The organism is Streptomyces sp. NPDC104106 (assembly GCF_055584345.1).
In genome coordinates, this window is record NZ_JBVJMF010000002.1 from 726,747 (window position 1) to 743,478 (window position 16,732).

At 71.1% G+C, this 16,732-nt stretch carries 14 protein-coding genes and 3 pseudogenes; 4 read left to right on the forward strand and 13 right to left on the reverse strand.

All coding sequences use genetic code 11. The features are described 5' to 3' along the window. Positions 1 to 9 precede the first annotated feature (9 nt). The 7 genes from ACZ60X_RS07190 to ACZ60X_RS07220 all read right to left on the reverse strand — a co-directional run bounded on the left by ACZ60X_RS07190 (position 10) and on the right by ACZ60X_RS07220 (position 7,547). Positions 10 to 1,200, reverse strand: a complete 1,191-nt coding sequence (locus ACZ60X_RS07190) for a phosphonoacetaldehyde reductase (RefSeq protein WP_469594435.1) — start codon at positions 1,198 to 1,200, stop codon at positions 10 to 12. Between the two features lie 5 nt (positions 1,201 to 1,205). Then, complete coding sequence (gene aepY, locus ACZ60X_RS07195; RefSeq protein ID WP_469594326.1) at positions 1,206 to 2,360, reverse strand: phosphonopyruvate decarboxylase; 1,155 nt, start codon at positions 2,358 to 2,360, stop codon at positions 1,206 to 1,208. Then, positions 2,357 to 3,241: an isocitrate lyase/phosphoenolpyruvate mutase family protein gene (locus ACZ60X_RS07200; protein WP_469594328.1), complete on the reverse strand. Its 885-nt coding sequence runs from the start codon at positions 3,239 to 3,241 to the stop codon at positions 2,357 to 2,359. The genes aepY and ACZ60X_RS07200 overlap by 4 nt, the downstream gene beginning before the upstream one ends. Before the next feature lie 5 nt (positions 3,242 to 3,246). Then, a complete protein-coding gene (locus ACZ60X_RS07205) occupies positions 3,247 to 4,629 on the reverse strand; it encodes a cupin domain-containing protein (RefSeq protein WP_469594330.1) in 1,383 nt (460 codons plus the stop codon). 53 nt (positions 4,630 to 4,682) lie between these two features. Next, on the reverse strand, positions 4,683 to 5,729 hold the full coding sequence (locus ACZ60X_RS07210; protein ID WP_469594333.1) for a GNAT family N-acetyltransferase: 1,047 nt from the start codon (positions 5,727 to 5,729) through the stop codon (positions 4,683 to 4,685). Continuing rightward, positions 5,726 to 6,631: a nucleoside-diphosphate kinase gene (locus ACZ60X_RS07215; RefSeq protein ID WP_469594336.1), complete on the reverse strand. Its 906-nt coding sequence runs from the start codon at positions 6,629 to 6,631 to the stop codon at positions 5,726 to 5,728. Before ACZ60X_RS07215 ends, ACZ60X_RS07210 begins: the two co-directional genes overlap by 4 nt. Before the next feature lie 166 nt (positions 6,632 to 6,797). Continuing rightward, a complete protein-coding gene (locus ACZ60X_RS07220; protein WP_469594339.1) occupies positions 6,798 to 7,547 on the reverse strand; it encodes a YqcI/YcgG family protein in 750 nt (249 codons plus the stop codon). 464 nt (positions 7,548 to 8,011) lie between these two features. On the opposite strand from ACZ60X_RS07220, the gene ACZ60X_RS07225 reads away from it, so the two are divergent. Further along, positions 8,012 to 9,238 (forward strand): ATP-grasp domain-containing protein, encoded by a 1,227-nt coding sequence (locus tag ACZ60X_RS07225; RefSeq protein ID WP_469594341.1) that lies wholly within the window; start codon positions 8,012 to 8,014, stop codon positions 9,236 to 9,238. 53 nt (positions 9,239 to 9,291) lie between these two features. Next, complete coding sequence (locus ACZ60X_RS07230; protein WP_469594344.1) at positions 9,292 to 10,317, forward strand: SAM-dependent methyltransferase; 1,026 nt, start codon at positions 9,292 to 9,294, stop codon at positions 10,315 to 10,317. Here the strand turns inward: ACZ60X_RS07230 and ACZ60X_RS07235 are convergent. Then, positions 10,284 to 10,787, reverse strand: coding sequence for a GNAT family N-acetyltransferase (locus ACZ60X_RS07235; RefSeq protein WP_469594347.1), 504 nt, complete (start codon positions 10,785 to 10,787; stop codon positions 10,284 to 10,286). The genes ACZ60X_RS07230 and ACZ60X_RS07235 overlap by 34 nt on opposite strands. A gap of 86 nt (positions 10,788 to 10,873) precedes the next feature. On the opposite strand from ACZ60X_RS07235, the gene ACZ60X_RS07240 reads away from it, so the two are divergent. After that, positions 10,874 to 11,611, forward strand: coding sequence for a metallophosphoesterase family protein (locus ACZ60X_RS07240; protein ID WP_469594349.1), 738 nt, complete (start codon positions 10,874 to 10,876; stop codon positions 11,609 to 11,611). A gap of 369 nt (positions 11,612 to 11,980) precedes the next feature. Here the strand turns inward: ACZ60X_RS07240 and ACZ60X_RS07245 are convergent, their stop codons facing one another. The 3 genes and pseudogenes from ACZ60X_RS07245 to ACZ60X_RS07255 form a co-directional block, all read right to left on the reverse strand. Further along, on the reverse strand, positions 11,981 to 12,409 hold the full coding sequence (locus ACZ60X_RS07245; RefSeq protein ID WP_469594352.1) for a thioredoxin family protein: 429 nt from the start codon (positions 12,407 to 12,409) through the stop codon (positions 11,981 to 11,983). A 7-nt stretch (positions 12,410 to 12,416) separates the two neighbouring features. Next, positions 12,417 to 12,866 (reverse strand): DUF4395 domain-containing protein, encoded by a 450-nt coding sequence (locus ACZ60X_RS07250; protein WP_469594354.1) that lies wholly within the window; start codon positions 12,864 to 12,866, stop codon positions 12,417 to 12,419. Positions 12,867 to 13,586: 720 nt separating this feature from the next. After that, a pseudogene (locus ACZ60X_RS07255) lies at positions 13,587 to 13,751 on the reverse strand (helix-turn-helix domain-containing protein); the annotation flags it as partial. A gap of 116 nt (positions 13,752 to 13,867) precedes the next feature. On the opposite strand from ACZ60X_RS07255, the pseudogene ACZ60X_RS07260 reads away from it, so the two are divergent. Then, a pseudogene (locus ACZ60X_RS07260) lies at positions 13,868 to 14,182 on the forward strand (LysR family transcriptional regulator); the annotation flags it as partial. Between the two features lie 1,483 nt (positions 14,183 to 15,665). On the opposite strand, the gene ACZ60X_RS07265 reads toward ACZ60X_RS07260, so the two are convergent. Both ACZ60X_RS07265 and ACZ60X_RS07270 read right to left on the reverse strand, forming a co-directional pair. Then, entirely contained in the window at positions 15,666 to 16,175 is a 510-nt protein-coding gene (locus ACZ60X_RS07265; RefSeq protein ID WP_469594356.1) for a hypothetical protein, read from the reverse strand. A 456-nt stretch (positions 16,176 to 16,631) separates the two neighbouring features. Next, a pseudogene (locus ACZ60X_RS07270) lies at positions 16,632 to 16,732 on the reverse strand (DUF1772 domain-containing protein); the annotation flags it as partial.

A 16,732-nucleotide genomic window follows, 5' to 3' on the forward strand; every position in this document is an offset into this window, starting at 1 on the left:
GGAGCGGTTTCAGCCGAGCAGCTGAAGCACGTCGGCCTCGGTCAGTACGCAGGGGTTGTTGGCGGCCCGGCCGGAGGCGAGCGCCTCCGTCATGGGGCCGAGCCAGTGCTCCGCGGGCAGCGCCAGATCTTCGATCCGGGTCGGCTGCCCGGCGCGGGTCAGCAACTGTTCCACCAGCTGCCGCACGCTCCGGCCGGCGCGGCTACGGGTGGTGTCCTCGATGACGGCCACGGCGTCCCGCACCGCTGCGGCGCCCTGCGGATGGCGGCAGTCGGCCGTGCCGGCCGCCGCGTGCCGCTCCAGCAGCCACGGCAGATGCAGGGCCACGGCGGTGCCATGGGCGAGGCCCAGCCGCGCCGTCAGGTCGTACGACAGGGCGTGCGCCGCCGTGGTGCGGGTGAGGTCGATGGCCGCGCCCGCCAGGGAGGCCCCGTGCGCGGTGCCGACGCGGATCGCCGGGTCCGCGAACGTGCCGGTGTCGGCCGCGCGGGCCAGGGCCGGCACGAGCCGGTCCAGGGCGGCGAGGGCCAGTTCCCGGGAGGCGCCGGTGGCCGCGACGGACCAGTACGACTCGACGGCCTGGCTCAGCGCGTCCAAGCCGCTGGTCACAGAGTCTTCGAGGGGGAGCGAAGCGGTCAGGTCGGTGTCGACCAGGACCAGGTCGGCCCGGGCCTGGTCGACATCGAGCGAGTGCTTGCGGCCTTCGATGTAGACGGTGGCGAAGCGGGTCATCTCGCTGCCGGAGCCGGCCGTGGTGGGCAGCAGGACGAGTGCGCACTCCCGGCGCTCGGTGACAGCCTCGGGGTGGCGCAGGCAGTCCTCGGCGTCGTGCCGCTGGGCGGCCAGGACGGCGATGGCCTTGGCCACGTCCAGGCTGCTGCCGCCGCCGATGCCGACGACCGCGTGGGGCGCGAAGCGCCGTACGGCGTCGACACCGGCCCGGATCTGCTCGATGCCGGGGTTGGGGCGCACTCCGTCGAAGTGCTCCACCGTGTGGCGCTCCGACAGGGCCGCCACGCTCCGGGCGGCGCCGGAGCGCAGGTAGGAGGATCTGCCGTGCACCACGAGCACCCGGTCGGCGCCGAGCGCGGCAAGCGCGTCGCCCAGCCAGGCCGCGGCACCGGCGCCGATATGGGCCGCCGGGTGGCCGGGCAGCCGGGTCAGGCCGGGCCAGGCGCCGGGGAGCGCCGGCAGCATCATGCCGCTCACGCCTCCTCCCGGTGGCCGCCGGGCGGAACCGCTGCCCCGTGCAGGGCGGTGAAGCGTGCAGCGATGTCCGCCACCGACAGGCTGCTGGAAGCCCGCTCGCCGGGCGCGCCCCCGACCTTCCCGTCCACCGCCAGCAGGCCGGGCCCCGGTGCGTCCAGCAGCGCCCGCAGAGCAGGCCGGAGCCCCGCCCTCGTACCCACCCGGCGGACCTGCCGGTAGCCCACGGCGCGGGCGACTGCGGCGAAGTCGGTGGTGCCGGACGTGGTGGGCTGCCCGCCGGTGGAGTCGTACGCCTGGTTGTCGAAGACGACATGGACCAGGTTGGCGGGCGCGTAGTGGCCGACGGTGGCGAGAGAGCCCAGGTGCATCAGGGCCGAGCCGTCGCCGTCCAGGACCACGAACCGCTCCTCGGGCCGGGCCAGCGCCGCGCCCAGGGCGAGGCCCGCGACGTGGCCCATCGAGCCCTGCATGTAGAAGTTCCCGCGCCGGTCGCCCCGGTTGTAGAGGGTGCGGGAGAGGTAGCCGGTGGTGGACAGGATCCGTTCCCCGTGGACCTCGGCGAGCACCGCGTCCACCAGGTCGTCACGGTCGGGGACCGAGACGTCGGCCGTGCTTGCCTCCGGCGCCGGCGCGGTGTCCTTGAGGGCGCCCTTGCCCACCAGGACGAACGCGCTGCGCCCGGAGTCCAGGGCGGTGCCCGCCTCCTTGACGACCGCATCGGGCGAGGGGCCGTCGGCGGTCAGCCACCAGTACGGCACCTCCAGCGAGTCCAGCCAGGAGGGCACGACCCTGCCCATCCAGTGGTGCTGCGGCTCGCCCGCGTCGGCTGTGGGCCAGCCCCGCATGCTGACGAAGACCAGCAGGGGGATCCGGTACGGCAGCACCAGCGAGGTGAGCGGGTTGACCAGGTTGCCGAAGCCGGAGTTCTGCGCGACCACCGCGGCCGGTTCGCCGGTGAGCCGGGCACCGGCGGCGATCGCCAGCGCGCTGCCCTCGTTCACCGCCGGGACGTAGCGGATCCGGGGGTGCCGCTCCAGGCGCCGGATCGGCTCCTTGAAGTAGGAACAGGGCACCCCGGACACCAGCGAGACCCCGATGTCCTCCAGCCCGGCGAGGAAGGCATCCGCCCCGCCGGCGGCCCGGCCGGTCACGGTTTCGTGCGGAACGTCGACGGCATGCCCTGGAGCGCGAAGACCTCGGCCATCGGCGCGATGCGCTCCTCGATCTCGGCGGCCCGGTCCGCCCCGCCGAGATCCTGCAGGACCTCCTGCATGCCCTTCACCGCGGCTCGCAGGCCCTGGTTCGCGTAGATCACCAGTCGGTACCCGGCGTCGTACAGCTCGCCCTCGGTCACGGTGTTGTAGGTGGTCGGTACGGCGACCAGCGGCACCGGCGACTGCCAGCGGGAGGCGAACTCCAGTACCTCCTCGGGGCGGCGGCTCTTGCTGTGCACGAGGACCGCGTCGGCGCCCGCGGCGACGTAGGCGTGTGCCCGCTCCAGCGCCTCCGTCACCGGATGGCCGGCGATCAGCGCCTCGGTGCGGGCGATCAGCACGGTGTCGGGGTCGGACTGCACCTCCTTGGCGTTCTTGATCTTCAGGGCGAAGTCCTCGGTGGGCAGCAGGTCCTGGGCCGCGTCGGCGAAGCTGTTGATCTTCGGGAAGAGCTTGTCCTCGATGCAGAGCGCCGCGATGCCCGCCCGCTCGTAACGCTGCATCGCGTACGCGGCGTTCATCGGGCCGCCGAAGCCGGTGTCGCAGTCGGCGATGACCGGGATGTCGGTGACCGCGTCCATCGCGATCGCGGCATCCAGGTACTGCGTCATGGTCACCAGGCTCGCGTCCGGCAGCCCGTGGCTCGCGGAGATCTCGAAGCTGGAGGCCCACACGGCCTCGAACCCGGCGCGCTGCACCAGCTTGGCGGTCAGACCGTCGTGCGCGCCGACGGCGCGGACCACGGAGGTCCCGGCGAGGAGCGCGCGCAGGCGGGCGGCCTTGGAGCCCTGAGCCCCGATCGGCTGAGTGTCCGGCACGGCGATCAGTTTCCTTCCTTGCTGTACCAGAGGCGGTCTTCGGCGATGTAGCGGTCGATGCCCTGCTCGGCCATGGAGCCCAGCGCGTGGCGCACCTCGGGGGTGACATGTCCGCCGATGCGCAGCAGCAGGACGCGGGGGGCGGCGCCGGTGACGGCCGAGAACGTGAGGGGGACCAGTGGTTCGGTGTAGGCGGAGTCGCCCGGTTCGAGAATGTCGGTACGGCGCTCGCCGTCGCGCTCCCAGCCGACCCGCACCGGCGCGTCTCCGAGCACGAACAGGTACTGGTGCTGGTAGGTGGCCAGCGGGGCGCTGTCGGTGGCCGCCGTGGCGAGCACGTCCAACTGGAGGGACGAGGTGTGCGGGTGCAGCGGGTCGCCCGCGAGCCGGGTGAGCCGGTAGGCGGGCCGGCCGTCGTCCGGATACACCCAGCTGCGCGCGTCGCGGGCGTGCTGGATGGACACACCGTGCCGCGCGGTGCTGCGCGGCGGCAGCAGGTCCCGTACGGAGGCCCCCAACCCCTCGGCGAGCACGGCGAGTTCGGCCGGTGTGGGGACGGCGTCCGGGCCGCCGCCGGTCAGCTGCCGGATCCGTTCGGGCGCGAGTCCGGTGCGGGCGGCCAGTTCGGCAGGCGTGACGCAGCCCGCCGCCATGAAGGAGCGGACCGGTCCGGCGGCGGACGAGGCGTCCGGCGTGACGGGCAGGGCAAGGTCGCGGGCCGCCTGCCGGCCGAGTACCGCCAGTTCCCGCTGGGCGTCCCCGGTCAGGCCGCCGCCGTAGGTCAGGGCGAGGATGTAGGCCGGCTCGGCATCGCTGCGGGCCGTGAAGGAGTGCGGGGCGAAGGGCAGGCCCCACACGGAGTCCCCGGTCTGCATGGGCACGCAGTACGACTCGCCCTGCCAGCGGTAGTAGTAGTTGACGGGGCCGACGAAATAGGTGAACTGGTACAGCAGGTGCCCGCGGTTCCACTGCACCTTCGGGTTGTCCGCCCGGTCGTCCCCGACCACCTGGAGCATCCGGATCCACTCCGGCCGGTAGGAGGCGAGCCGGGACATGGCGGTGTCGCGGTACTCGTAGTAGTCCGTGCCGCCCCGGGCCAGCACCCGGGAGCTGGCCACGGACTCCTTGGCCCGCAGGACCGCCAGACCGGTCGGGCAGTCGTCGTGGACGGGCAGCAGATCACGCTCGTTGAGCGGCCAGACCTCGGCTGCCCGGCGCAGCAGGGCCCAGTCGACCGGCCGCCGCCCGGAGGTGTACTCGGCGAAGGTGCCCGGTTCCAGGCCGAGGTCACGCTCGGCGTTGTCGTCGTCGCGTTTGAGGTCGTTGGCCGCGGCGCGCAGCAGTGCGGCGGCCCTGCGGTCGAATCCCTCTCCCACTGAGGCTGACATGGTGTTGTTCCCCGAATTCCAAGTCGTTGGGTGGGGCCCGGAGTTCCGGGTCGTCAGATGAAGGTCCGTGCCTGGCCGCGCAGCACCGCGCGGCCGAGGGGATACGCCTGCAGGCCGTAGCGGAGCTTGAACTCGTCGTTGCGTCGGCCGCATTCGAGGACCGGCCGGCCGGAGCCGAAACCCGCTCTCAGCTCAGCCTCGAACAAGGCGTACTGCGGGCTCCAGTTGAGTTCCGCCGGATACAGACAGCCGCCGGCCCAGGCGTGCATACGGGTGTCGTCGTAGAGGCAGATGGAAGTGGCCAGGAGCGTGCCGTCCAGATCGATGCGCAGGATCCGGCAGGCCTCGCCCAGCCGCTCGATCAACGCGCCGAGCCGGTCGGGCGGGTAGTAGCCCGGCGCGTGCTTGTTCGCCGTGCCGAGGCACAGATCGAGCACGTCCTGGTCGACGGCGTCGCGGCCGGTGCGCAGGGTGACCCGCGCACCGGAGCGCTCGGCCCGGCGCGCGTACTGCCGCAACGACCTGCGCGAGGCCCGGCCGATGCCGGCCAGGTGCTCGTCCAGGGTCGCCGGGCCGCCCGCGATGGGCAGGCGGTAGCGCGGCGCCGTCTCCTCCACCGGTACGCCGATGGCCTTGAGCTGCTGCGCCAGCGGCTCCCTCAGCGGCACGTTGACCAGGCCCCACATCTCGGCCCGGTGCTCGGCCGCCAGGTCCCCGAGTGCCTGCCAGAACTGCTCGACGAGCCACGCCGTCAGCTCTCCGCGGTGCAGCAGGCGGGTGTCGTAGCAGTGCCAGACCTGTCCGACCAGGGCGTTCAGCACGGCGTCGGCGCCGGGGCCGGTCGCGAAGGGGTCGCGGGTCCGCTGGAGGTACACGGGCAGGGCCGCGACCAGGTCGCCCGCGTCAGTGCGGGCCAGCAGGTAGGTCGCGGCCGACGGGTACGTCAGCGGGTCGGACTCGACGCTGCGCAGGAAGTCGTAGGACTGGAAGACACTGGCGTCGCAGGCGGCCACCAGCTCGTTCCAGGCCTCGCGGCCCACGGAGGCGAGGGAGTCCGTGACGGTGATCCGGACCCGCGCGTCGGCGCCGGCGACCGTCATCGGACGGCCTGCCGGCTCGCGCGCAGCGGCGGGAAGTGCAGCGAGGACTCCAGCACCACCCGCTCCCAGGCGTCGAGGACCACCCCGGTGGTCCGCAGCGCCTGCTCGGCCACCGACATGCGCATGCCGTCGGCCGCCGACGGCTCGAACTCGCAGGCGAGGAAGGGCAGCAGCGGCTCGGGGACGTGGCCGGTGAGCAGCGCGGCCAGTTCGGCTCCGGCGCCCACGTCGCCCAGCCGGGCGGTTTCCGGGAACCGGTCCCGCACGCGGTGGCGGACGTCCACGGGCAGGTCCTCCCACAGGGCGGCCACCACCCGGGTGCGGACGGCGGCGAGCACGTGGTCGAAGTCCCGGTGCTCGGGCGTGTGCGGGGCGATCACCTGGCACAGGTAGTCGATCTCGGCCGCCACGGCGTCCGGATCGGCGGCGGCGTCCGCCGCGGTCAGCCCGAAGATGGCGGCCTCGCGCTCGGACTCCACCGGCCCGTCGGAGCTGTGCATCAGCCCGACGATGCTGTTGACGGCGCCGAAGTCCCGGCGCAGGGTGCCGTGTTCGGCTTGCTCCGGGTGCTGGTAGCCCTTGCGCAGGGCGAGGACGTCATGGGCACCGCCGTCCGGCCCGGACCCGGTGTCCCCCTCGTACCGGCAGATCAGGGCCATGGCCGGGCCGAGCGCGAGGACCGCGTCCACCAGCCGGTACCGCCAGGTCTGCCACTGGCCGGCGATGAGGTCCGCGTACAGGTCGTCGATCAGCTCCGGGTCGGCGTGCAGGGCGCGGGCGGCGACGGGCGGGAATCCCTCCTTGCGCAGCCGCTTGACCATGTCCGCGTGAACGCCCCGGTAGGGCGCGTCGGAGCTGAAGAGCACGAAGACATGACGGGACCAGAAGTCGGAGTCGGGCACGACGGAGTCACCTTTCGACCGGTCGGATCGGAGAGGAGCACTCAGGAAGCACTCATGAAGCACGCATGCGACGTGGTGCGGCGCTGCTGGGCCGGCACGCGGACGGGTTCACGACGCGTGCGGGCAGGGCGGGTGGCGGCCGAGTGGGGCCGGGTGGAGGACGGCGTCAGCCGGCGAAGGGGCACTTCTCGGGTCTGCCCACCGACTGGTCGTCCGGCAGCGCGTACTGGCGCCACTTGTGGACGGAGGAGTACATGGGGTCGCCGAGATAGGGATGAGGCGGCACCGTGTCGTAGCGCTCCAGGTCCGCACGGATGCGCTGCTTGGCGGCCTGCCCGGCCACCGTGGAGCCGCTGAGGCCCTCGAAGACGCGCCGGGTCTGGAAGACCAGCGTCAGACAGGGACCCAGATCGCGGCTGTCGCGGTGACGGTAGCCGGGACTGGCCATGAAGGTGAACCACGGCTCCCCCGCGAAACACCACTGCCAGGCGGGGTCCGCGGTGTCGGTGGGAAAGCCCTCCGGCCACGGGTCGGTGTCGATGGCACTCAGATCTCTCAGCAGTGTCCAGAACGCCGCCTGGTGGTCGGCCAGCTCGGCGTGCGGCTCGGGCGGCCCCGCGAAAACGATCAGCGTCTGCCGCTTGGGACCTCGCCGGGCCTGCTCACGGAATTCCACCAGGGCGTCGCCCAGCGCCCGCACCCCGTGCTCGTCCGGAAAAGATGAGTCGAATACGGTGAACCAATTGTTTCCACGCTGCTGGCCCTGCACTCCGAAGTAACAGGGATACGGGCGTTCCTGGTCGAGCAACTTTGCTGTAAAGGTCTCGTATGCGTGCGGAACCCAGCCGGGAAACCCTCCCGGCGCATCCGTCTGCGGTTGCTCCAGGGCAGACCAAATTCGTCCCACGTGTACCACTTTCCCCCTTCTCCGCCATGCCCGGAAGACCCAGGTCAAGGCCCGTGCGCCGCCGGCGGAAGCCCACGGCGTTTCCTTGTGTTCAGCAGAGATTCACCGATCAAAACACGCCGCCAAGCGGTCGTCAAGGTTGAATGATCTTGCCCCGGCAACTGGCTGAAAGTGTGTGCTTCATAGCGGTAGTGACTATGGGTCGCCGCCTGCAAACCGGACAAAAGGCGGCAGTGCTCCAGGAAGCAACCCCCAGTTTTCCGTCTTCAACAATTAGGACTGGACACCGGCCGAGTGGCCTGCCTACGGTGGCTCCGGGTTCGATGTCATGCCTCTCCACTTCTCCGTCCACTTCTTCGGGCAACGGTCCGACCGGACGGACGCGGACTTCTCGAGGCACCCGAAATCTCTTGCGCAGGACATACCAGGCACACGCGGCCGCATGCGCACTCAAACCGGGGGCAGTGACAAACATGAGTGATCCACGGCACAGGATTCCCGTCCTTCTGCTCGACCGGATCGGCTATTCCTTCTACCGGGACAGGGACGGACGCAGATTCCTGCCGGAAGACCGCTACTCGGTACGTCTGGTCACCTCCCTCGACAAGGTCGGCGAAGCAGCCGGAAAAGAACTGGAATCCGTCATCGCGGTCGATGTCTACGACAACCGCGCGCTCGCCGACGCGGTCCACCACCAGGCCGGCTTCAAGGGGCGCAGGGTGGACCGCCTGGTGGCCATCACCGAACGGCTCCTGCTGCGCGCCGCGGAACTGCGGGAGGAGCTTGGCCTGCCGGGCCAGACCGTGCGGGAGGCGCTGCTCTTTCGCGACAAGGTCCGCATGAAGGAACACCTGAGCGCTCACGGCATCCGCGTCCCGGAGTTCGCCCCGTTCGATGAGGACGCCGCCCTGGAACTGCTGTCCCGGACCGGCGCCGTGGTCGCCAAGCCCCGGCTGGGCAGCGGTGCGCGGGACATCTTCGTCCTGCGGGATTCGGCCGACGTCGCCTCCTTCACGGCCGAACAGGCGGACCGCCTCGACGAGTTCGAGGTCGAGGAGTTCATCGACGGCGAACTCTTCCATGTCGACAGCGTCGTTCAGGACTCCAAGGTGCTGGCGGCCGTCGCCGCCCGGTACATCGACAAGACCACGTCCTACACCCGACTGCGGCCCTGCCGTGACGTGGCCGTGGGCCCCGGCCCACGGCTCGACGCGCTGCTGGAGTTCAACGAGCGCGTCCTGGCGGCCCACCCGGGCTTCACCGGCGTCACCCACCACGAGATGTTCGTACGCGACGGCGAGATCGTCTTCTGCGAGATCGGTGCCCGGGCGGGCGGCGGTGGGGTCATCGCCGGTTTCCTGTCCCGGACCGGCGTCAACCTGGACGAGGCCGTCGTCCAGGCACAGGTGGAGGGGACGGTACCCGTACCCGCCGCCCCCGCCGGCCATCTCACCGGGTTCACGGTCATCTATGCGGGCGCCGGCGTCCTCCAGCAGCCCCTGACGCCCCCGGACGAGCCCTGGGTGCTGGAGTGCCAGGTGCTCGCCCGTCCCGGGGACCGCCTGGCCCGCCCCGAGAACTGCAACGACGCCGTGGCGATCGTCTCTGTACGGGGTGACTCCGAGGACGAGGTGATCCGGCGCCTCGACCAAGTGGGCCGGCACATGGCCCCCGTGGTGTCACCCGGCGACCGATCATGATCAGCACACATGCCAGAAACGAAGGACTGCCCAGAACAAAAGGGGGAAACGTCATGCCTTCACCGAAGGAAAGCTCGCCGGCGCCGGCGGACTGGGTCCGCGGACCGGTCGCCGATCTCTTCTCGTCCTACGTGGCCACCGCGGCCCTGTCCGCCGCCCACCAGCTCGGCATCCTCGACCGACTGGCCGAGCACGGCCAGGCACCCTTCGGCAACGGCGGCGACGAGAGTCTCTCCGACACCGTGGTCCGCGCCGTGCACCGCACCCTGCACTGGGCGCGGGTCGTCGAGGTCAAAGACGACGAGGTGGTGATTCCCGGCGCGCTCTTCGCCGAGGCGTACGCGGCCCGCGGCTACTTCTACTGGCTGGTCAAGGGCTGCGGCGAACTCTTCAGCATCGCCCCGGACGTGGCCCTCAGGGAGCGCAGGAAGGGGGACTTCTACCATCGCGACATGCGGGCCGTGGCCGTCGGCTCCCGGCTGATCGGGGACGAGGAGGTCGAGCCGCTCTTCGACCGCATCCTGGCCGACCCGCCCGTCGGGAAGGTCGCCGACCTCGGCTGCGGCTCCGGGCAGCGGCTCATCCGGATCCTCGGCAACCACCCCGGCGCGCGCGGAGTCGGAGTCGACATCTCACCCGCTGCGGTGCAGCTGGCCGGCGAGTCTGTCGAGTCCGCCGGCCTCACGGACCGGATCACCCTGCTCCAGGGCGACGTCCTCGACCTCGAACCACGCGCCGAGTTCGCCGACGTGGACACGGTCACCTGCGTCTTCATGGGGCACGACTTCTGGCCGTACGACAGTTGCGTACGGACCCTGCGCAGGCTGCGCACCGCGTTCCCGGCGGCCCGACGCCTGTTCATCTGCGATGTCGTACGGACCAGTGAACTGCCCGGCCCGGACACCACCGTCTTCACTCTCGGCTTCGAGGCCGTGCACGCGCTGATGGGGGACTACCTCCCCACGCTCGACCAGTGGCAGGCGGCGTTCCGGGAGTCCGGCTGGGAGTGCCGGACCGTCCGGCCGACCACCGTCCCGCCCAACGGCTACCTGTTCGAGCTGGCTCCCGTGGCGGACTGAACCGGGGCGGTGGAGTGGGCGGGGGCCGAGCTGTGCTCCAGGTGATGGCGGAACACATGGGTCTCCCGCCGCACGAATCCGGCCCTTTCGTACAGGCGGTGGGCGGCCGTGCGGCTCGGCCGGGACGTCAGGTCGACCTGGCGGGCCCCCTGCGACCGCGCCAGCTCCAGTCCCCGCCGTACGAGAGCGAGCCCGATGCCGCCGCCGCGCGCCGACTCGTCGACGACCACGTCCTCGAAGCGGGCTGTGATCCCGGTCGGCAGGGCGAGAACGACCAGGGTGAGCAGCCCGACCACGCCCTGTCCGGTACGCGCCGCGAGCACGAGGTTCGCCGGGTGCGTGACGACGCCGCTGACGTACTCTGCGGTCAGCTCGGGCGGCTCCTTCCCCAGTTGGGGCAGCAGCCGTCGGAACGCACCGACCACGGCATCGTCGGCGTCCGTAAGGACCTCGATGACAGGCTCCGACATCACCCACTCCTCGACCGCACCGGCCCCGACTTGATGCGGTCCATGCTAAGCCACCGCGTTCGCGTCAACCCGGAATACTTGAGGCCATGGTGAAGCGTGTAGCGGTCCTCTCCGACATCCACGGTGTGCTGCCGGCCGTGGAGGCGGTCCTTGCGGAACCCGAGGTCACCGGCGCGGACCTGATCGTCCTCACGGGTGACATCGCGTGCGGACCGCAACCCGCCGCGGTTCTGGACCTGCTGACCGGCCTCGGCGACCGGGTGGCCTGGATCCGGGGCAACGCCGACCGGGAGCTGGTCGAGTATCGGCGCGGGCTGCGGGACTCCATCCCCGACCCCATCGGCCCGTCGGCCGCCCGTGGTCTGCGCGAGGACCAGGTCGACTTCCTCGAGGCACTGCCGACCTCACTCACCCTCCCGGTCGAGGGGCTCGGCGCGGTGCTGTTCTGCCATGCCACCCCACGCGACGACGAGGAGGTGCTCCTGGTCGACAGTCCCCTCGAGCGGTGGGCGCAGGCGTTCGCCGACGTCGACCCCGAGGTCACCACCGTCGTCTGCGGCCACACCCACATGCCCTTCACCCGCCTCGCGGCCGGCCGCCTCGTCGTGAACCCCGGCAGCATCGGTATGCCGTACGGCAGGCCCGGCGCCCACTGGGCCCTGCTCGGTCCGGACATCCAGCTACGCCGCACCCTCCTGGACGTTCCCTCCGCCACGGCCCGCATCGCCGCGGACTCCTCCTTCGAGCAGGCGGCCGAGTGGGCCGACTACTGTCTGAACGCGCGGTGCACGGAGGACCAGGCGTTCGAGATCTTCCGCACCTGAGCGGGGGCTGCGATATCCGCCGGATATCGCTGCTGGTCTTCCAGGGCGTAACGGTGGCTGGGCCCTGGCGGGCCGTGTGTACACGGGGAAGCGCAGCGCGCACGAAGGTGCGGGAGGTCACGGTCGGTGGAGGGGGACGCGGGTATCGACGGCCGCGGAGCTGGTGGAGGCGGCATGTTCCACCCCCGCACCTCTTCATTGCCGTGCACCTCGCCTTCACAGATGTCCAGCAGGTCAGGCCGAGCCGTTGAAACGACGACGCCGCCCGGCACACCTGCACCTGCCTCACGCGTCCCCTCACCGACCTCTGCCCCGAGCCCGAGCCGGCCTCCCGAGCACCCGTCGCGCCCGGACCCGCCGGAGCGGTGGTCAGTCCGCCGTGGCCAGCTCCACCGCCGACACCACATCGGCCCGGGTCGGCGCTCCAGAGGCGCGGCGCACGACCCGACCGGTGCGGTCGAGGACGAGCACGGTCGGCGTGCGCATCACCTCGACGCGGCGGACCAGGTCGAGCCGTGCCTCGGCGTCGACCTCCACATGGCGCACGCCGGGTGTCTCGGCGGCCACGCCGGCCAGCAGTCGCCGGGTGCCGGGGCAGGTCGCGCAGAGGGCTGTGGAGAACTGCACCAGTGTCGCCCGCTCGCCCAGCGCCACACCCAGCTCACCGGCGGACAACCGCAGCGCGTCGCCCCGGCCACCGTCGCGCAGCCTGCCCTCACGACGGGCACGGACCAGCCCGAAGGCGGTCGCGGCTGCCAGCACGACAGCGGCCACGATCAGCCCGGTGGGATCGCTCACGGCCGCATCACCCGCGGCTCAGCCGGGCCCGGCCGCGGACCGCGAGCAGGAAGAGCTCGCAGCCCAGGCAGTAACCGAACGCGGCGTTCAGAAATGCGGCCGCGAGTGCCGCCGCGCCCGCGGCGACGCCGAGCCAGGTGACACCGGACAGGTAACCTGCCGCCCCGACGGCCGCGAAGCCCAGGCCGACCGCCTGCGCGAACCGCGGCGGCTTCTCGTCCTCGAGTTCCCGCGGCGGTCCGAGACGGGGTCGTACCAACTGACGGTAGAGCAGACCGTACGGGGACCAGCGCAGTCCCAGAACGGCCCCGAGGGCGAATACGACGGCCTGCGTCACGAGCAGCACGCCGCTGCCGGTGACCAGGACCAGAAGCAGAACGAGGGTCGTGAGCACGGCGGCGAAGCGCGGCCCGCGCGGGTCGACGCGGACGGGCACATCGGGGGTGCGATCGGGCATGAGGGACTCCGGGACGGCACGGACGGACTTCGGTGAGGCAGAGGCGCTTCAGCGACACGCGGCCGACCACACCCGACCGAAGTCGATGTGTGCCCTGATCACCAGGAACGTCACGGAGAACATCCCGTCATTGCAGCAGCCGCCCCGACCGGGGTCAATCACCGCCCACCTGCCGGACACACGGGCCGGCCGGCGGGGGCGAGTGGAGCAGGCCGAATACGGGATCGAGGGCCTCGACCTGACGGTCGCGGTCCTCGTTGCTCGTCGTACGTCGGCGGCGCACGCTGGCTGCAGTTCGTCTGCGCTCCTCGCACAGCCGCCTGCACGGCAGCCGTTCCTACGGGTCCGGTAGGACTACGGCGACGACCTCCTCGTCGCCCCTGTCTCCACCGGCGACGGCACGGTCGAGTACCACGTGCCCGAGGGGCACCTGGACCAACGTCCTGACCGGCGCCCGGTCTCGGTCCGGGCGGACGGCGTCGAACCCCGAATGCACGCCTTCGCGGACGGCGCTCAGCGGACCGTCGTGATCCCGCGTGCCGACGGCACCCTGCACGTCCCCGCGGTGGGCCCGTGACGACTGACTTCCGGTCGGGCGCCCTCGGCGGTGGTCGAGTCCGCCGCCGTCGGTGCCGTCGGGCGCGCGGGGCGGCTGTCAGTCGCCGGGTTCCCGCGACGCTGCCCGGTGGTGGGCGGGCCCCGCTGCCTCGCGCAGGGCCCGGGGGAGGCTCCCGGTTCCCGGCGGCAGGCCTTGTTGAAGGCCTGGAGGTCGGGGATGCCCACCGCGGCGGCGATCACGGCGACGGAGAGGGTCGACTCGCGCAGCAGGTGGCGGGCGCGTTCCAGGCGGCGCTGACGGATGCAGGCGACGACGGTGTGGCCGGTGGCCGTGCTCGTGCAGGACGCGGGTCCTGAACGGTGCATGCTGTCCGCCCTGTTGCTGCGGGCGGCGGCGTGGCCGAGCGCCCCGGCTCGGGCCGCGGCCGAGGTGTGGGCCGAAGGCCGCGGGGTTGCGCACTCTGCTGGACGAGGACGCCGCCGCACTGGACGGTGCGACCGTCGCCAGGGACGTGCACACGATCATCGGCCTGGCCGCCTGCGGGGTCGGCGTGGGCCTCGGGCCCTCTCGCATGCTGTCGGCCCCGCGCCCGGGGATCCGGTTCTGTGAAGTGACCCCGCGCACGGCGCTTGCCGACCTGGTCCTGTCCTTCGCCGACGGGGACCGCTCGCCCGTGCTGGGCGCCTTCCTCGACTGCGTCCGCAGGAACTGCCCCGACGCGAGTGCCGCGCTCGATCGCCGGTTGGACCAGCCGTGAGCAACTGTCATCGGTTCTCCGGGAGGCGGCCTGGTGGTGACCGGCCGTGCTCGCCAGAGGCGTATCGGCTCCAGGCACTATCGGCCTCCGGGGCCGGCTCGGCCGTTCCCGTGCCGTGGTCATGCGAGGGCCTGTGGTGGCGATCCGATCCGGGACAACAGGTGGATGCCGCCTGCGACTTTCTTGCGTGCGCCGATGAATGGTTCAGGGCCTGCCACACGATGTCGTCCCGCAGCCACGGGAATCCTCATGTCACCTCGGGACAGCTTCCGGTGAAACTGGCCGGCCGCATGACAGTGGATCGAGGCGAGACCCTTCGAGTGAAAAACCGGAGCAGGGCCACCTGACTGGCGGTTCGCTGGTTGTTGGAGTGGTCTGTAAACCATACGTTCAGCTCTGACGCTCATAGCGGCGGCGCTCGTGTACGGCGTTGCCACCTTCCACAGACCACAAAGTCGAGAGGAGCAGTCATGCGTGTGACCCGCTGCGCTCTCGCTGCTGCAACGGTGGCGGCGGCCGCCTCAGCCATCGGCGTGCCCCTCTTCTTCGCGGGCAGGACCTCCCAGAGCTCCGATGCCGCGCAGGTCCGCATGGTCAGTGCCGTCGGTGTCTCGCGGAACAGAGCCGAAGGGCCCGAGCCATCCGTCACGGATCCGGGTCTGCGGGGAGCAGGACCTCCCTGTTTCAGCTACGGCGGCCCCTACTGCGGCTGGGTGAGAACGTACTGGGGCGGCTGCGACAAGGACTGGGGCCTGAGTTACGGATTCAAGGACCCTGATTGGATCTGCCGTCACGACCCCCGCCCGAGCCCCTCGGCCACACCCGAAGCCTCGGCTTCACCCAGTTCGTCGGAAACATCGGGCTCCACCGGGAGTGGCGGTTCCTCCACGAGCGGCGGTTCCTCCACGAGCGGTGGTTCGTCCACCGGCAGCGGCGGTACCTCGGCCGGACTCAGCCGCTTAGCCAGGCCCCACCGCTTGGCTACGCCCAAGCACTCGGCCATTCCCGCCACGACGGCCGTGTCCCGCCCCCTCGGCCACCGCCAGAAGCAGCAGCAGTTCCCCCTGACCGGTCCCGCCGAGACACCTCCGGCGGCCATGAGCAGCGGCGGTGCGCACCCGCCGGTGGCGGTCGAACCGCAGGTGCTACCGAGTGCGGGAGACCTGCACGGCTCTCGCCCCGATCTCCCCAGCGGGATCGGCCGGCCGGCAATTGACCGGGCCGGCCTCGCAGACTACACAGCGAGCCTTCTGCAAGCCGCACATGCAGTTGCGGAGAACCACGTCCTCGGCTGTCCGACGGGCACATGGGCAGCCGGACGGGACTACACGGACGCGGCACAGCCCCGGGATGTCCGGTCCGAGCGCCTCCCCGGAGGCGGGCCGTTCGTCGATCGGTACAGCTGACACGCCGGCACCTCTGGGCACTGACATGATGTGAGTCAGGGCCCAGAGGTGCTGCCGTTTCCTCTTCCGGCCGAGTGTCACTCGGCAGAACGACGTCGGCGAAGCCAGGTCATGGCGAACATTCCCAGAACCGTCAGCAGACCACCGACCGCGATCGCGATGTGCTTCGCGCTCAGAAGGTCGGTGCTCCAGCCGGCAGCAGCGCCTTCACGGCCTTTCCCTGGCGACGGGGAACTGGACGAGCCACTGCCGTCAGCAGCCTTCCCGCCATGCGGACGAGCACCGTCCTCGCGGTCACCGTCGTCCTGGCCGTCGTTGCAGTGGGCGGCCGGGAAGGGGAAGACCCGCTCGTGGTTGTCGAAGGCCTTCACCACGAAGATCGGGTGCACCCTGAAGAAGTCGCGAATCGCGAACTCATACTGGCCCGAGGTCTGGGTGGGATAGTTCACGTCAAGAAACGTCGAGACGGTAAAGGTGTTCCACGGTGCCCCCGGCGACGAGGAGGGTCCCGAGCCCTGGAGGACGAGTGCCTCCGGCCCACGTCGGCCATTCTTGAGAATCGCCCTCAAGCCTTTGTCGATGAGCACGACACGGCGGTGGCTGTGGCAGTCGCGCCAGGGACTGTGGTGATCGTGATGTCCGTCCCCTTCAGGCCGCGACAGAGAGCCGGACGCCTGCCGCGCAGGAGCCGGCGCCGCGACTCCGGCCGACGAGGACACGAGGGCGATAGCCGCACCCGCCAGCGGCGCTGCAACCCAGGGACGAAGACTCATCCAATACCTCCATGGGCGGCGGACGCAGGCGACCGCCTGCTGGGTGACACATCCGTATCTCCGGATCCGCATCTCAGCAGAAGATAGGAGAAATCAACTCGTCATTTCGGGAGGTCCTCGGAGAGCCGTACTCCTTGCCACTCAACCGCAGCAGTCTCGGTGGAGGAAATGTGTCGTGGCGAATGCGGCGTGCGTGCTCTGGTTCTCGGGATGAGACCAAGTCCGGACCGTGGCTGTCGAATACCAAGACCGCGGTGTCGGTCCGCGGGGTCAGGCGAGGGCGGCGACCAGCAGGGTGAAGGCGGCGATGAGGACGGCGACGCGGACGTAGTGCCAGCGGTCCCAGCGGTTCGACTGCTCCTTCCAGTCGG

Excerpts from the sequence above, each read along its gene's own strand:
- ACZ60X_RS07190 (WP_469594435.1), bottom strand. The coding sequence starts at position 1,200 with ATGATGCTGCCGGCGCTCCCCGGCGCCTGGCCCGGCCTGACCCGGCTG.
- ACZ60X_RS07205 (WP_469594330.1), bottom strand. The coding sequence starts at position 4,629 with ATGTCAGCCTCAGTGGGAGAGGGATTCGACCGCAGGGCCGCCGCACTG.
- ACZ60X_RS07210 (WP_469594333.1), bottom strand. The coding sequence starts at position 5,729 with ATGACGGTCGCCGGCGCCGACGCGCGGGTCCGGATCACCGTCACGGAC.
- ACZ60X_RS07225 (WP_469594341.1), top strand. The coding sequence starts at position 8,012 with ATGAGTGATCCACGGCACAGGATTCCCGTCCTTCTGCTCGACCGGATC.
- ACZ60X_RS07230 (WP_469594344.1), top strand. The coding sequence starts at position 9,292 with ATGCCTTCACCGAAGGAAAGCTCGCCGGCGCCGGCGGACTGGGTCCGC.
- ACZ60X_RS07235 (WP_469594347.1), bottom strand. The coding sequence starts at position 10,787 with ATGTCGGAGCCTGTCATCGAGGTCCTTACGGACGCCGACGATGCCGTG.
- ACZ60X_RS07240 (WP_469594349.1), top strand. The coding sequence starts at position 10,874 with ATGGTGAAGCGTGTAGCGGTCCTCTCCGACATCCACGGTGTGCTGCCG.
- ACZ60X_RS07250 (WP_469594354.1), bottom strand. The coding sequence starts at position 12,866 with ATGCCCGATCGCACCCCCGATGTGCCCGTCCGCGTCGACCCGCGCGGG.